This window comes from Saccharothrix ecbatanensis (assembly GCF_014205015.1).
Classification (GTDB): Bacteria; Actinomycetota; Actinomycetes; order Mycobacteriales; family Pseudonocardiaceae; genus Actinosynnema; species Actinosynnema ecbatanense.
Genome location: NZ_JACHMO010000001.1, coordinates 2,845,899 through 2,861,177 on the forward strand (window position 1 = coordinate 2,845,899; position 15,279 = coordinate 2,861,177).

Below are 15,279 nucleotides of genomic sequence, written 5' to 3' on the forward strand. Positions count from 1 at the left end.
TGAGCGGAGGACTCGCGGGGGTCAGGGGTGGGTGGCGGGCAACCAGGCTTGGCGGGCGGCCGCACGGGTGAACTCGCGGACGTGGAGGCCGGCGCGCAGCCACGCGAACGGGAAGTCGTCGCCGGTGTCGCGGACCACCCGGCCGAACGCGTCCCGGCCACGGTCACGTGACGCGGCGGCCAAGTCGGCCAGCACGTCGGCGGTGGTGGTGAGGCCGGTCCGGGTCAGGGCGGCGACGTCACGGTCCGCCGACGAGATCGCTGCCACGGCACGGCCGCCCAGCGCCACCCGGTGCAGCACGTTCTCCAGGGGACGCACCGGGCGGGGGACGCGTTCGGCCGGTTCCGGTCGGGGCGGCAGCTCCCGGGTGCCGTCTCCGGCGACGTGCGAGCGTTGCAGCCGGTCCAGGCCGAGGTCGACGTGGTGCCGGAGGTTGCCGGGCAGGTCCAGATCACCGGCGACGGCCAGCGCGACGGCCGTTCCGGGACGGTCGGGCAGCAGGCGGGCGACGAAACGCAGCCGCACGCCGGCGGCGCTCGCCAACAGCCGCAGGTTCTCCCGAGCCCGCTCACCCTCGCCGACCAGGTCGACATCGGTCGTGTCCGTGGCCACCCGCAACGCGCCACCCGCCGTGCCGAGCACGGTGCCGTCCAGGAACAGCAGGTCCGCGCCGGCCGGGCGGTCGCCCTCGGGTCGGGTGTCGGCCTGGAATGCGCGCGACACCTGGTCTGGCAACGGTTGCGCCCACAGGCCGGCCAACGGCGGGTCGGTCCAGGACGCGGCGGACGCGGCCACGGCGCGAACGGCCTTGCCCGCGCCCAGTCTGTGGTCCGGGGAGGCGGTGCCGCCGGACAGGAGCAGCCCGGCGCGTCCCAACTCCCGTTGGCTGAGCCCGGACTCGCCGATCGCCACCGGACCGCTCGCGGCGGCGGAGATCCGTTCCGCGCCACCGGGCATGATCGCCGGGACGGTCCACAGCACGCCGTCGGCGTCCACCAGGTGGGTGACGACACCGCTGTAGCCCGAGCCGCTGACGATCACTTCGGTGCACAGGCCGTACAGGCGGAGGGAGCCGATGGGCCGGTACTCGCGCCGGGCGGTGCCGCGCAGTTCGGCCACCGGACCGGTGTCCGTGCGCAGGTCTTGGCACAGGAGCATCAGGTCGACCAGCTCGGCGGTGAGCAGTTCCCGGTCGAACGACGAGTCGCCGGCACGTGCGGCGGCCAGGGCGGCGGCAATCCGCAGACCGTTCGCGGAGGCCCGGTACAGGCCCGCGACGCGTGCGGTGTGCACGGCTCGCAGCAACCCGGCCCGTACCACCGCGCCACTGCCCGTCGCGCCGGCTCGGAGTACCGTCGCGCACGCGTCCCACAGCGCCGCCGCTGCCGCGCGTTCACTCCCGGACGCGGGTTCGGCGTCGGGTGCGGGTTCAGTGTCGGCTTCGGCGGCGGCCTCGGTGACCTCGGTGACCTCGGCGTCGGAGGCGATGTCGGCCGCCGAGACGGCTATGCCGCGGTGCAGGCACTTCGGCGCGAGCAAGCAGCTGCACGCGAGGTCGTCGGCCGATGTGAGGGCCCCGCCGTGCAACGTCCACGTCAGCGTGGTCTCCGCATCAAGCGCGACGTGCGCCGTGTCGCCGTCGACGGTCACCGTCCACTCGGCGACCCGAGCCAGTGAAGCGTCGACCCGCTTCCGCAACCGGGGCGGCAAGGCGTCGAGCACATCGGCCACCACCACCGGGGACACCGGGGGCACGGTCATCCGCGCACCTTCTCCCCCACCCAGCGCGCCAACTCCTGCGGGCTCAGCGCGGCGATCGGCATCCCGGCCGCGACCAGCGCGCCCGCTACCGACGTGGAGTAGCGGGCGACGCCGCGGTCGTCGAGGCTCGCGCAGCCGAGCACGGTCACCCCGGAGGTGACCAGCTCCCGGACCTGCCCGAGGAGCGGCCCGACCGGACCGCCCTCCTCGAAATCGCTGACCAGTACCACCATCGTCCTCTCCGGAACGGTCACAAGGGAACGGGCATGACGCAATGCTCCCGCGATGTGGGTGCCACCCCCGACCCGAACCTCCAGCAGCAACGACAACGGGTCCGAAACGCGGTCGGTCAGGTCCACGACCTCCGTCGAGAACGCCAGGAAGTGCGTCGACAGCGCGGGCACCCCGGCGAAGACCGAAGCCGTGAGCGCCGACCACACCGTGGAGGCCTCCATCGAGCCGGACACGTCCACCACCAGCACCAACCGCCAGTCGCTCGACCGCCGTCCTCTGGTGCGGAACACCGGGCGTTCCGGCACGACCACCACCCGCCCGTTCGCGTCACGGCGCGCGGTGGCGAGGTTGGCGCGCAGTGTGCGCGGCAGGTCGAGCCGACCACCGGGACGCCGGGTCGGCACCGGCAGTTGGATGCCGCTCAACGCCGGGCGCATCCGGTTGGCCAGCTGGGCGGTCAGCTCCCGCACCAACCGCGCCACCAACGGCCGCAGCCGCGCCAACGCCGACTCGGACAACCCGCCGGCCAACGACAGGACGTTCCGCAGCAGCTCCACCGAAGGCCGCACCGAGCCGGGGTCGATCTCCAGCGCCGCCTCCAGCCGACCGCCTTCCGCCGCCGCGGCCAGCACTTCCTCCCGGACGTGGTCGCCGAACAGGTCCCGCAGCTCCTCGGACCACTCGCGCACGTCGGGGAACGGGCTGGAGCGGTCGGCCCCGAGATCACCGGACGACGCGCCCTCACCGCGGTCACGCCCGTACAGCTCGTCCAACGCGGCGGCATAACGGCCGACACCGGCAGGCCGTTCACCACTGGCCCCCAGCACCAACCGCCACCGGATTGCCGCAGGCAACGTGCCCGAAGCCGTCACCGAAACCGCAGGTGCCTCGGCGGACGACACGGTCCGTTCACGGCGCTCGGGCAGCAAGCCGTGGGCGCGCAAGGCATCCGCCCCGGCCTGCTCGGCGGCCAGCCAGACCGCCAGCAACTCGGGATCGGGGGCACCGGACGCGTCGACCCGGTCACCGGTCCGCTCCTCCACGACCGCCAGCACCCGGGCCCGTGCCGCCGGACCGACCGACGTGAACGCCCCGCGCAACGCGGGCAGCCGGTCCAGGAAATCCCGGTCCGCCAAGCCTTCCACCCGGTCCAGCAACGGCGACAGCGTTTCCGGCGTCTCCAACAACGGCCCCGCCGCCGCGAGCACCCCGGTCAGCCCGCGCCGCAGCACATCCCGCCGTTCGGGGGTGCCGGCACCGTCCACCCACGACGCCACCCGCTCCCCCAACGCTTCCGGCGGCGCAAGCCCCAGCAGCACCCGCGCCGCCCCGGCAGCCCCGGCGATCAGCGGCGCGCCCTCATCGGCCAAACGCCGCAGGCACGCCGCGAGCCGCAGCCCGTGCACCTCGTGCCGCTGCCCCAACTCCACCAACGCCCGCGCGTCCGCGACGTCCTCGGACCCGGCGAGCCCGTCGAGCTGGCCCACCGCCGCCGTCTCCAGTTCCCGGGCGAGCAACGGGTGCGCGTCGAGCACGTCACCTGGTGTCCCGGGCAGGTGGCCGGCACGCAACCGGTCCAGCAAGTCCAACGCCGCCAACAACTCCCGCAACGTGCCGGCGGACGGCAGGACGGTCGCCGCGTCGTCCAGCACCACGCCCACCAGGTCGGGCAACCCGCACGCGGCAGCGTCGGCGAGGTCGGCCAGCACCGCTGCGGGGGTGTGACCACCTCGCTGCTCGCGTTCGGCACGCCGCGCGCGCAGCCGACCGGACGCGGCCAGTTCCAGCGTCGCGCCCCACAACCCGGCCACCGGCAACGTCGCCGCCGTCGCCGGAGTCCACGCCACCGTCCACCGGGTGGTGAGCGCGTCACCGCCGCCGACGCCCGTGGTCGCCGTCTCCTCGGCGTACGTCACCCCGAGCACACTCAACCGCCGCAACGCCACCTCACGCCGTGCGTCCAGCGCCGACCGCAACGGGTCCAGCCGCAACGACACCGGCTCCCGAGAATCCGGACCTGGCAGGCGAAGCGAGTCGAGCAACGTCTCGACGGCCGGAGCCAGACCGGATCGGGGCGTGCCGGGCGCGAGCACCCCGGTGCGGTGCCCCACCAGCACGTCCCCGGCGGCCCGAGCCACGACCCGACCGCGTCCCAACGGCTCGGCGTGGGTCAGCACGGTCTGCACCGCCTCCACCACCTCACCCCGTCCAGGTGCGGGCAAGCCGCGTAGCCGGGCAAGGTCGACTGCCAGCCGCAACGCCTCGCGCGCCTCACCCGGACCGGCGGGGTGCCCGAGCTCCCGCACCCGCACGCAGATCCGCACGATCATCGACGCCGCAGCGGCCTCCACCGCGCCCGGATCACCCGCCGCCTCCAGCACGGCCTGCTGCCACTCGGGATCGCGGATTCCCGCCGGATAGCCCGATCGTTCGTCCAGCAACCCGAACCCGTACGGGACCAACGACGTGACGACGTCCGCCTTCGGCACCGGCGAGTCGTCCACCGACCCGTCCAGCAACGCCGCCGCGTGGAACGACCCGATCACGGCCGCGCACCGCCGTCCGTCCGCACGCTGCACCGCCCGCCGCATCCACGCCTCGCGACGCAGGTCGAACGGGTCCACCCCGCTGTCCTCGGCGTCCCGGCGCAACGCCCAGCCGACCAGCAAAGCCGCCCGCCGCACCGCTTCGGCGGTCTGGCCCGGCGCGGCGGCCTCCACCAGCCGGTCCCACAGGTCGTCGCCGTCACGGCCGGTGGTGGCCCGGCGCAACGCGTCCGTCAACGGTGACGCGCCCTGCCGTCCACCTCGGTGCCCGTCACCGCGCGCCGCGATCGGCAGGTCGCACGGGCGGACTTCCACGCCGTTCCGGTACGCCCACCGGATCGCGGCCAACTCGGGTGAGAAGTCCGCGAACGGGTAGAACGCCAGGCCGCCGTCGGGGGACGCGCCGGACAAGGCGACCGGCGCGACCAGGTGCGGATCGGCCAGGAACGGCAGCCACTCCCCCAGTTCCTCCGGCAGTTCGACCAGCAACACCTCGGGCGCGAACGCCTCCAGCAGGGCTGGCATCACACCGGCGAGCGCGGGCGAGTGGTGCCGCACCCCGATCAGGTGCGGCACTTCGTGTCCGGCGAGCCGGTCGGCGAGATCGGAGTCGGCAAGCCGGTCGGCAAGACCCGGGTCCACGGGCCGGTCGGCGAGGTCGGAGTCGGCCAACCGGTCAGCAAGACCCGCGTCGGCCAACCCGTCGGCGAGATCCGGGTCTGCCAACCCGTCGGCGAGTTCAGGCGTCGAGTACGTCACGGAGTTCCCACAGCCGCCGCCACGTGCGCGCGCCCGACTCGGCCCGCCGTCGCACCGCGCCGTCCCAGTAGCCGAGCAACCGGACCGCGTCGGACGGGTCGTCCTTGCGGACCACGCCGAGCAAATGCCCTGGCAGCAACGACAACGGGTCGCGGTCGCCGGGGAAGTACGCGTCGGCCAACCCGAGCGAGGTCGCCACCGACACCGCCTCCGCCGTGCTCATCACGGTGGACGGCCGTTCGACCGCCCAGCCCTCCTCGGACACCCCGTTGCGCAGGTCGCGGAACGCGGTGACCAGCACTTCCAGCACCACGTCGTCCACCGAGAACGGCGCGCTGACCCGTTCCAGCGCGGCGCTCGCCTGCCGTCGCACCAACGCCGTCTCGGCCGCCAGGTCGCCGATCGGTCCGACGGCCTCGAAGTTGAACCGCCGCTTCAACGCCGCCGACATCTCCGACACGCCCCGGTCGCGCAGGTTCGCGGTGGCGATCACGGTGAAGCCGGGCGCGGCGTGCACGGTCGCGGCGTCCGTGCCGGACAGCTCGGGCACGGCGATGCGCCGGTCGGACAGGATCGACACCAACGCGTCCTGCACCTCCGGCAGGCACCGGGTGACCTCTTCGACCCGCACCACCCCGCCGCCACGCATTGCGTTGAACACCGGTGACGGCACCAGCGCACGCGGACTCGGCCCCTCGGCCAGCAGCAACGCGTAGTTCCAGCCGTAGCGCAACTGGTCCTCGGTCGTGCCCGCCGTGCCCTGGACGACGAGCTGGCTGCTGCCGGACACCGCGGCGGCCAGCAGCTCGGACAGCATCGACTTGGCCGTGCCCGGTTCGCCGACCAGCAGCAGGCCACGCTCGCCAGCGAGCGTCACCACCGCCCGTTCGACCAGCGCGCGCTCGCCCACGAACTTCGGGCTGATCAGCAGCCGGGACGGCACGCCGTCCACCGAGACGCCCTTGGGCAGCGCCAGAACGTCGCCACTGCCCATCACGAACGTCACCACGGCACGCGGTGTGAGCCGCCATCCGGGAGGCCGGGGGCCGCTGTCGAAAGCCGCCAGGAACGCCAACTCCTCGCGGAAGGCGTCCTCGGCCGGTTCGACCTGCCTGGGGCCGGCCGCTGTCGGTTCGACCCCAGTGGGTTCGACCTCAGCTGATGCGGTCACCTGCGTCCTCCGGTCTTCAACTCTTCGTAGGCGGGGGTGTCGCCGTCGAGAACCCGCTGCCACGCGCGCGCGAACAGGTCCGCGACGGGTTCCAGCGGCACGATCGCGCCCGGCCGGTCCTTGGTGTACTCGAACATCGGCGCCTTCCACATCTCCAGCGGCAGGTGCGGCGTCGACAACGCCAGCCACCCGCCGGGCAGGAACAGCGACCGCCCGGCCCGCGCGCGTTTCGCGGTGAGCACCAGATCGGTCCCGGCGAGCGCGGCACGGGCTTGCTTCAGCCGGGCGGGCTTCCACCCGGTCCACCTGGCCACGTTCGCGTCCGTCGGGTCGGGCAGCGCCAGGAGTTGCAGGTACAGCGCCGCCGCGTCCTCGGGCAGCCCGAACCGCTCGGCGGCCTCCGCCACCAACGCGGGCACGGACACCGTCGGGTCCTGGTGGTACGCGGCCGGGTCGACACCCTCGGGCGCCGGCACCGCACATGCGGCGGTGAGGCGGTCGTCCGCCAGCAGGTCCAGCATCCGCAGCGTGTCGTGCCCGCTCGAGATCGTGGCGACGGCGACCAGCACCTCGTGGTCGCCGGGCCCGATCAGGCCGGGACGCGCCACCACGCGGCAGTACTCGTCGCCGACACGGGCCATCTCCAGCCAGCCGTGGAACCCGTAGACCTCGGTCGTGGTGGGCTCGTCGACGTCGAGCAGCGCGCAGACCTTGTCCAGACTGACCCAGCGGCCGAGTTCCACGGCGAAACCGGGGTCCGCGACCCGTTGCCGGGCCAGTGCCAACGCCTCCGGCAGCCGGGCACGCAGCGGCGAGCCGGACGGCAGCCGGTGCGCCAGCCACAGCAACACCTGCGGCACCGCCCACAGCGCCATCCGCTCGAACCCGTCGGGGTGACGGGCCTCCAGTCCGGTGCCGTTGAACGTCAGCTCGGCGTCCTTGGTGAGCCACGACGTGAGCTCGGGGTTGAGCACGCCCGTCACGTACTCGCCGACGCGCTGCACCTGCACGAACTTCACCGCGTCCGCCAGCACGTCGTCCGGCACCGGCGTCCGCTGCCCGTGCGCGGCGGTCCACACCTCGGCGACCGCGTCCACGTCGGGGCCGCGGGTCCACAGGTCGGCCGGGTCCGCGGGCACCGCGGCGGCCAGCAGCCGGCGGAGGTACCAGCGCGACAGCCCTTGCAGCCGTTCCTTGGCCGCCTTCGCCCCGGCCGCGGACAGGTCGAGCAACTGCCGTTCGGCGGCGTCGAGGAACTTCGCGCCCCACTGGAGCACGCCGGGCATCCCGGCCAGCAGGACGGTCGCCTCGGCGTTGCTCAGACCCGTGCGCTCCACCAGCGCGGGCACCGCCTCGGGGAACCACGGCGCCGGGCCGCGTTCCGCGAGCACGTCGAGGAACCGGGTGATCCGCTCGCGCGGGAACGGCGTCCGCACCTCGTCGGCGTTCTCGACCCGCCAGTCCTTCGGCAGGTGGAACACGCCGGGCGTGCGGCTGAACTGCACGCCGTTGAACCGGCTGCCGGGCTCGTTGCGCCACTGGGACTCGAACAGGGCGATGAACCCGTCGCGCACCGGCACGACCCGCCCCTTCGGGGTGGTCTGGCCCCCGGTCACGACCACGCCGACAGTGCGCCAGTGCCCGGCGGCGTCGGTCATGCCGCTGTCCGCGACGGCCCGCAGCACGAAAACCAACGCGGCCCGCTGGTCCTCGGGAGTGAGCGGTGACGCGGCACGGTGTGCCAGCGCGGCCAAATCCGGCAGCGCGGAGAACCAGTCCGGCACCCCCGACTCGGGCAGCTCCCGGTCCACCGGCTCGGCCTGCGCGGCCGTCTCGGCGAGTGCGGCGATCAACTCGGGCAACCTGGTCGGCGACTCACCCTGCGTGTAGCGGGAGGAGTGGTTGCCGAACCAGCCGAGCGCGGCGGCGACCTCGTTGTCGGTGATCGAGGGTCCGGTGGGTGCGAGGACGGGCTCGACCAGCCGGGCGGCCTCGGCGATCAAGGCGTAGTCGCGGTAGCCGCGCAGCAGGGCGGCGGCGCGGCGCACCATGTCGGCCACGCCGGCGATCAAGGCGGGGTGGGTGAGGCCGGGCAGGGCGGCGGTGACGGCAGTGGTCACAGCGTCGCGTTCCCCGCGCACCAGCGCGTCCAGCCGGGCGCGCATCGACGGCGGCTTCTCCTCCTGAGCCGCCAAGGCGGCGGCGAGCATGGCGTCCACGGCCTCCCTGGTCACGCCGCGCAGAGCGGCGGACCCGGCCTCGTCGCGCGGACGCAGGAGGTGCCACCAGTCCAACCCCGGCACGAGCGGCGTGCCGGCCGCGTACGCCGGGTTCTTCGCGGTGGCCGACAGGGACGCCAACTCGACGCCGTCCGGGTCGAACAGCACCATCGACTCGCGGGCGCCGGTCACGGTCAGCTCCGCCCCACCGGGCAGGCGCAGCACGCCGATCGGGCTCCGACGACTGCCGGACAGCCTGACCCGGCGGCCGTCGATGCCCTCACCGGTCCACGAGCCGTCGGCTTCGCGCCGCACCCGCCAGCCGTGCAGGCCGTCCGCAGCGCCGAGCGGGCTGCCCTCGGTCCCCGGCACGGCGGGCCGCAGGTCGCAGTCGCCGAGCGAGAGGGAAGCGCCGTCGGCGGCGAAGTCCTCCACGAACCGGGGCAGGCTGGCCCGGCCGCGCTCGCCGGTGGCCGGGTCGATTTCGAACCAGCGCCACCCCTGGTGGTTGTACGCCCCGATCCAGACCGTCGTGCCGTCACCGTGCGCTTCCTGCACCGGCGGCACGACCGTGTCACCGGGGTGCACGGCCCGCCCGCCTCTGAAGCGCCCTCCGCCGGGCAACGCGATCGACGGCGTGGCCGATTCGCGCCGGGAGTAGTAGCGGCTGCCCTCGCCGACGGTGAACACGCGGTCCGGCGCGTCGCTCCAGTACGCCAGCTCGCCGTCCGGCCCCTGCCAGCGCACCAGCAGCACACCGTCGAACCACGACGCGCGCGGCTCGGGCCGGTTGCCGCGGGCGTCGGCGGGGATGCGGGACACGTGTTCGGCGAGCACCCCGTCCGGGCCGACGACCACGAACGTCTCGCCTCGGCACAGCACGAGCGCGGGCCAGCCCTCGCCGCACACCTCGACGCCGGCGTTCTTGGGCACGGCGGCGGACCGCAGCCGCTCGACCGCCTCCTCCAGCGCCGGCCACCCCAGCTCGTCCAGCAGGCCGGCGCGCAGCGTCGTGCGCAGGGCCGCGCCGACGTCGGTGGCGGCGATCGACTCGGCCGCCTCCGGCACGTCCACGAACGCCTCCGGCAGGCGCACCACGGCCAGCCTGCCCAGGTGGGCTTCCAGGCTCGGCAGGCCGGTGGCGGCGACCTCGGCGGCGGTCGTGGTGATCCACCCGCGCAGCGCGGCGCGCAGACCCGGCACGGCCATCGCGGCGACCAGCACGTCGACTTCCGCGCTCTGCTTGCGCGACCTGGAGTTGAGGTACGTGACGAACCCCTTGCCCAAGGCGGCGCCGAACCGCTCGGAGGCGGCCAGCGCGGTCAGGTCGCGATGGCCGGGCTTGTCGTCGGACAGCCAGTTGGTGACGGGGAGTTCCGGTTTCTCGCGGTCTTCGGACGCGATCGGCACCCCGCGCGCCACCAACAGGTCGAGCACGTCGAGGTCGCCCTGCGCCCGGTAGAGCCGCGCCACGACCGGCACGCCGTCGGCGACGAGCCGGTCGGCCATCGCCTCCACCAGCTCCAGCAGCCGCACCGAACGCCCTGGGCTCGGCCAGGCGACGCAGCGGACGTTGAGCACCGCCGACAGCCACTGGGCGGGTTCGGCCCGCACCTCGTCCGGCCCGATCAGGGCACGGGTCGCGCCGCACTTCGTGAGGATGTCCAGCCACAGGTCGAGCGCGCCGTCCGCGTCGGGCACGAACGTCAGCAGCCGGCCGCGCACCTCCACGTCGTCCGTCGCCAACGCCACCAGCGAGTCCCGGTACGCCTTCCAGAACCCGGCGCTCGCCCGGCTGATCGCCGAGCTGTCGAGGACACCGCGCAGCAGCCTCAGGTCCTCGGCGCGGAGGTCCCGCTTGGCCGCCTTCGCCAACCGCCGCAGGTCCTCCGGCATCCCGGTGTACGGGGGCAGGCCGCCGCGGGTGCGTTCGACGCACAGGGTGAAGAACAGCTCGTAGGCCGCGTCCGCGTCGTGCTTGCGGGCCAGGCCCTTGGCGTGCGCGGACAGGGCCTTGGCGGTGAGCGCGCCGGCGAACGCGAACTCCAGGAACACCTCGCGGGTGCGTTCCGGGTCGACCGCCAGGTCGTGCACCTCCTCCGCCTCACGGGCCTTGCCGAACATGCTCGCCGCGTAGGAGGTGTTGCCGTGCTGGAGGAAGATCCGCCCGGCCTGCTCGTAGAACGTGGGCAGGAAGTGCGGCGCGGACCGGCCGAGCATGGCGCCGAGCGCGGTGAAGCCGTCCTTCGCCGAACCGGCCTTCGACTTGGCCCGGCGAGCCAGGCGCTCGATGTCCTTGACGAGGTTGAGCGCGTGGTGTGCGTTGGCCGGGTCGTGCACCAGCGCCCACGCTGGGAAGCCCAGCGCGCTGCGCCGGCCGGTGCCGACGTCCTCGACTCGCGCGGGCGCGTCGAAGCCGAGATATTCGCACGCCAGGTCTTCGGCGCGGCCGAGGACGGCGGGCACCAGCCGCACCACGACGCGGTCGGCGAGCGCCGGGTGGTGGTAGTGGCGGGCGGTGACGGTGTCGCGGTCCTCGCCGACGTCGGAGGTGCCGGGCAGCACGGCGCCCGCCGAGAGGAGGGCGTTCGACTCCCGCGCGTTCGACTTCTGCACGTCCGGGTTACGGGCCATCACGCCGCCACCTCCGCTTCCTCGACCACTCGGCCGGCGTGGATCGCCGACGCCATGCGCATGCCCTCGGACCAGGCGACCGGTCCGACGTCGGCGAGCGGCACCGCGGTTCCGTCCTCCAGCGCCCAGGTCAACCCGCCGGTCCACGACTCGTTCTCGGGGTAGTCCGAGCCGATCCAGTAGCGGGCCTCCAGCACCCGGCCGTCCTCGAACGCGGAGTAGACCGCGTCACCGCCGCGGACCGGGTAGCCGAGCGTGCGGCAGCGGGCGAGCGCGTGGTTGAGCTGCTCGAACTTGCCGCCCGAGTAGTCGTCCACGGACCTCTTGCCGGCCACGTCGGCGGGCCGGGTGAACGTCTGCCGGAACAGCTGCTGCACCTTCTGCTCGACGCCCAGCTCCGCGCCGAACTCGCGCAGCTCCTCCAGGTCCTCCAGCAGCACGGGGTGCGGGATGCCCACCACCTCGGGCCGCAGCCGACGGGTGTCTCCGTCGAGCGTGACGACGCCGAGCCCGCGCTCCGGGTCTGCGTCACGCAGGAAGCCGGTCTCCGGGCCGCTGCCGTCGTCCGCCGTCACTACGAGGTCCCGCAGCACGGCGGCCCACGCGGTGTCCGCCCAGACCTCCGCGATCAGTGCCGCGGGCACCGGCAGCGAGCGCACCATCCAGCCGTCGACGGCGGCGAGGCACTCGGCCTCGTGCCGGGACAGCCATTCGGCGAGCTGCCTCAACTGGACGACCTGGGGATCGTCCTTGAGCGACGCGGGCACCGAGGAGAGCAGCTTTCCCTTGCCGTTGCGGCACTGGACGCGCCCGTTCTCCCCGAGCCGCACCTGGTACCCGGCGGCGTCCAGCCAACCCACGGTTCCTCCTGCGAATCGTTCTTGACGGTGTTGGGGCAGGAGGCTAGCGACGGGGTCCGACAAAACGATCAGTTCGGTGGGTTCGTCGCCTCGCCGTGACCACCCGGAGTGGGTTCCCGTACCTCAAGCCTTGCCCAATTCAGGTGTGCTGTGACCCGCGTCTCCCTAACCTTTCCCTCATGAGACTGCTGCTGTGGATCGCACTCACGTGCGCGCTGGCGGTCGAGGGGGCCATGGTCCTTCCGCTGCTGGCGGGCGTGGTGATCGTCGGCTGCGCCGAGGTGCGACCGAGGTCGCCTCGGCCGCACGCCCGACGCCGTCACGACCTCGTCGTGGGCTGACCGGAATAGAACCGATAGAGACGGGTATTTCGTGCGTGAGGGGCGCACGAGTGCTTGACCCGTGCGCCGATGGAAGGTTTTACTGCCGATACGCACGAGCTACCGAACAGTAGGTGATCCGGGCACTTCGAGCACGAGGGCGGGCGCCCTTTACCCACGATCCCGTTGACATTGTCGGCGCGACGGGACGGTATCGGACACGGCCCTGCCATGATTGGGGTCGGCATGTCCCTGCTCAATCGACATGAACACGACTGGAATGAACGCGGCCGACTTGCGCGCCGCGGTCTGAGCCGCATAATGCTGTCCACTGCGGTCGCCGCGACCGTGTCGGCGGTCCTGGTCGCCCCGTCGGAGTCCGCGGTGCCCGGTGGCGATCCGACACTGGCCGGAGGTGGGCGCGTGCAGTCGTTCTGGCTGCACCTGAACAGCACACCGGTGTCCGAGATCGACCTGTTCACCGAGGCGCGCAGGCGCAGTCACATCGTGCTGAACGCCTGGGAGGGCTCGCTGGTGCCCAGGCTCAAGGCGATGAACCCGGCCGTCCAGGTGTTCGTCTACAAGGACCTGTCGTCCACCCGTTCGTACGCCTGCCGCAACGGGATCGACGACGCGCAGTTGCCGACCGGAGTGGGCTATTGCGAGGCGGAAAAGAACCACCCTGAGTGGTTCCTGCTCGATCCGCGAGGTCGCCGGTTCGAGTACAGCGGCTATTCGGGGCATTGGCAGATGGACGTGGGCAACACGGCGTATCAGAACGCTTGGGCCACCCGGGTGATCGAGGACAGCACCGCTTCCCGATTCGACGGCGTCTTCATGGACAACGCATTGTTCCCGTGCGACGCTTATCATCCGGGCGTCTGTCCCGCGAAGTACCCGACCGACGCCGCGTTCCAGCAGGCGTACAAGTCGATGCTGGCGAACACCCGGGACGAATTCGTCGCGGCGGGGTTGAAGACGGTCGCGAACCTGTCCAACGCCCGCCTCCACACCGGCGCTTGGGACGCCTACACCGAGCACCTGGACGGCGGCTTCGACGAGTGGTGGCTCACGTTCGACGACGACAACCTGCTGCCCGAGTACGCCGAGGGGTGGAGCAGGCAGGTCGCCGAGATCGCGTCGAACGAGGCCCGCGGCAAGCTCACGTGGGTGCAGCCGCACTTCACCGCGGGCAACGACCGGGCGTTCCGCTACGCGCTCGCCGGCTACCTGATGGTCAACGGCGGCCACGCCGCGATAGCGGAGATCGAGGAGACCGACCGCTACGACGACGCGTCACCGTGGCACCCCGAGTACAACTGGGACCTCGGCACGCCGTCCGGGCCCTACCGGTCCGTGGCGCGCAACGTGTTCCGGCGCGACTTCTCGTGCGGCATGGTCCTGGTCAACGCGAACCCGACCGGCAGCCGGTCCGTCACGGTGAAGCTGGGCAGCCCGCACGTCGACGAGCGCGGCATGGTCGTGAAGTCCGTGTCGCTGTCGGGCACCTCCGGCTCAATCCTCCGCAGGTTCTGCTGACGGCTCCGGCGTCAGCGGCAGGTGGGCCTGGAACCGGGTGTCGCCCGGCTCTGACTGGACCAGCGGGACCCTTCCAGCGCCCCAATCCGCCGCCTTCGCCGGTCCGCAGTGACGTGCGAACGTGCGGAGACGTCGGTGTCCGCCGCCCCCAGCCCCTGGTATATCGGGAGATTCTGCCCGTGAAGGGGTGTCGGATGGCGGTCTTGGTGCTGGGACGGCCCGTGGTGCGGTCCGGTGGGGTGCTGCGCCACCCGGCGCGGCGGATGGCGCGGATCCTGCTCGGTGTGCTGGCGTTGCGCGCCAACCGGGCGCTGCCGTTGGAGTGGATCATCGAGGCGCTGTGGCCGGGCCAGCCGCCGGCGTCGGCTGCGTCGAACGTGCGCACGCACCTGGCCGAGTTGCGCAGGCTGCTGAGTGCGGCCGACCAGCCGGGCATCGTGAGTTCGCGCGACGGGTACGTGCTGGTCGCGTCGCCGGACGGGGTGGACGTGACGTCGTTCCAGCGGCTCCTGGCCGAGGGCCGGGAGTTACGCGGCCACGGCGCGCACGACGCGGCGGCACGGTCGTTGGCGCGCGCCGTGGGTTTGTGGCGGGGGCCGGTGATGGCCGGTGTGCCGGTGCCCGAGGCGGTCCGGCCGGATGTGACGATGCTGGACGAGCAGCGGATCAGTGCCGTCGAAGACCTCGTCGGCGTCCGGCTGGCGCTCGGTTTCCACGACGAGTTGGTGCCCGTGCTGGCCGGGCTGGTGGTCGAGTACCCGCTGCGGGAACGGTTCTGGCGGCACCTGGTCGCCGCGTTGGCCGCTGCGGGACGCCGCACCGAAGCCGTCGCGGTCTACCAACGGCTGGTGCGGGTGCTCGCCGCGGAGCTGGGCGTGGCGCCGAGCCGGGAGACGACGGAGCTGTTCGAGGCCGTTCGGCGCAACGACGCCGCCGCGCCGGAACCGGGTGGGTGCAACTGAACGGCGCAGCGCGACTTTTTGTGTGCGCGACCGTGTGCACAGGATTTTTACACTCCGGCTCCCATCGAGGAAGGGAGCACGGATGACTTCCGCAATGCTGCTCGACGCCGAGGAACTGGTGGCACGCTGGCGTGCCGGTCTCGACGAGTGGGACAACCCGGCCGGTCCGCTGTTCGCCAACGGCGAGTTCGCCGAGGGTGACATCGTGGCCTGCAACCCGCCGGGCAGCCGCTGCTCGTCGTGCACCGCGTCCGCGCCGGTGTACTGCTGCTGA

The 15,279-nt window shown here is 72.9% G+C and carries 9 protein-coding genes; 4 read left to right on the forward strand and 5 right to left on the reverse strand.

The annotated features are described in order from the left end of the window. Positions 1-21 precede the first annotated feature (21 nt). Genes F4560_RS12255 through F4560_RS12275 form a run of 5 tightly spaced genes read right to left on the reverse strand, consistent with a single transcriptional unit; the run spans position 22 to position 12,184 of the window. Positions 22-1,761, reverse strand: a complete 1,740-nt coding sequence (locus F4560_RS12255) for a hypothetical protein (protein ID WP_184919593.1) — start codon at positions 1,759-1,761, stop codon at positions 22-24. Next, the gene (locus F4560_RS12260) at positions 1,758-5,300 is read right to left on the reverse strand and encodes a DUF5682 family protein (protein ID WP_312869225.1); all 3,543 of its coding nucleotides are present in this window, start codon (positions 5,298-5,300) and stop codon (positions 1,758-1,760) included. Before F4560_RS12260 ends, F4560_RS12255 begins: the two co-directional genes overlap by 4 nt. Next, entirely contained in the window at positions 5,281-6,471 is a 1,191-nt protein-coding gene (locus F4560_RS12265) for an ATP-binding protein (protein ID WP_184919595.1), read from the reverse strand. Before F4560_RS12265 ends, F4560_RS12260 begins: the two co-directional genes overlap by 20 nt. After that, positions 6,468-11,324: a hypothetical protein gene (locus F4560_RS45535; protein WP_184919597.1), complete on the reverse strand. Its 4,857-nt coding sequence runs from the start codon at positions 11,322-11,324 to the stop codon at positions 6,468-6,470. Before F4560_RS45535 ends, F4560_RS12265 begins: the two co-directional genes overlap by 4 nt. Further along, positions 11,324-12,184: a DUF4132 domain-containing protein gene (locus tag F4560_RS12275; RefSeq protein WP_184919599.1), complete on the reverse strand. Its 861-nt coding sequence runs from the start codon at positions 12,182-12,184 to the stop codon at positions 11,324-11,326. The genes F4560_RS45535 and F4560_RS12275 overlap by 1 nt, the downstream gene beginning before the upstream one ends. A 179-nt stretch (positions 12,185-12,363) precedes the next feature. Between F4560_RS12275 and F4560_RS12280 the strand changes: the two genes are divergently transcribed. From F4560_RS12280 to F4560_RS12295, 4 genes are all read left to right on the forward strand, one after another. After that, positions 12,364-12,525, forward strand: coding sequence for a hypothetical protein (locus F4560_RS12280; RefSeq protein WP_184919601.1), 162 nt, complete (start codon positions 12,364-12,366; stop codon positions 12,523-12,525). Between the two features lie 300 nt (positions 12,526-12,825). After that, positions 12,826-14,043 carry a putative glycoside hydrolase family 15 protein gene (locus F4560_RS12285; protein ID WP_184919603.1) on the forward strand — a complete coding sequence of 406 codons (1,218 nt, stop codon included), beginning with the start codon at positions 12,826-12,828 and terminating at the stop codon, positions 14,041-14,043. Between the two features lie 194 nt (positions 14,044-14,237). Then, on the forward strand, positions 14,238-15,005 hold the full coding sequence (locus tag F4560_RS12290) for an AfsR/SARP family transcriptional regulator (protein WP_184919605.1): 768 nt from the start codon (positions 14,238-14,240) through the stop codon (positions 15,003-15,005). Between the two features lie 82 nt (positions 15,006-15,087). Continuing rightward, complete coding sequence (locus F4560_RS12295) at positions 15,088-15,279, forward strand: DUF6229 family protein (RefSeq protein ID WP_063747199.1); 192 nt, start codon at positions 15,088-15,090, stop codon at positions 15,277-15,279.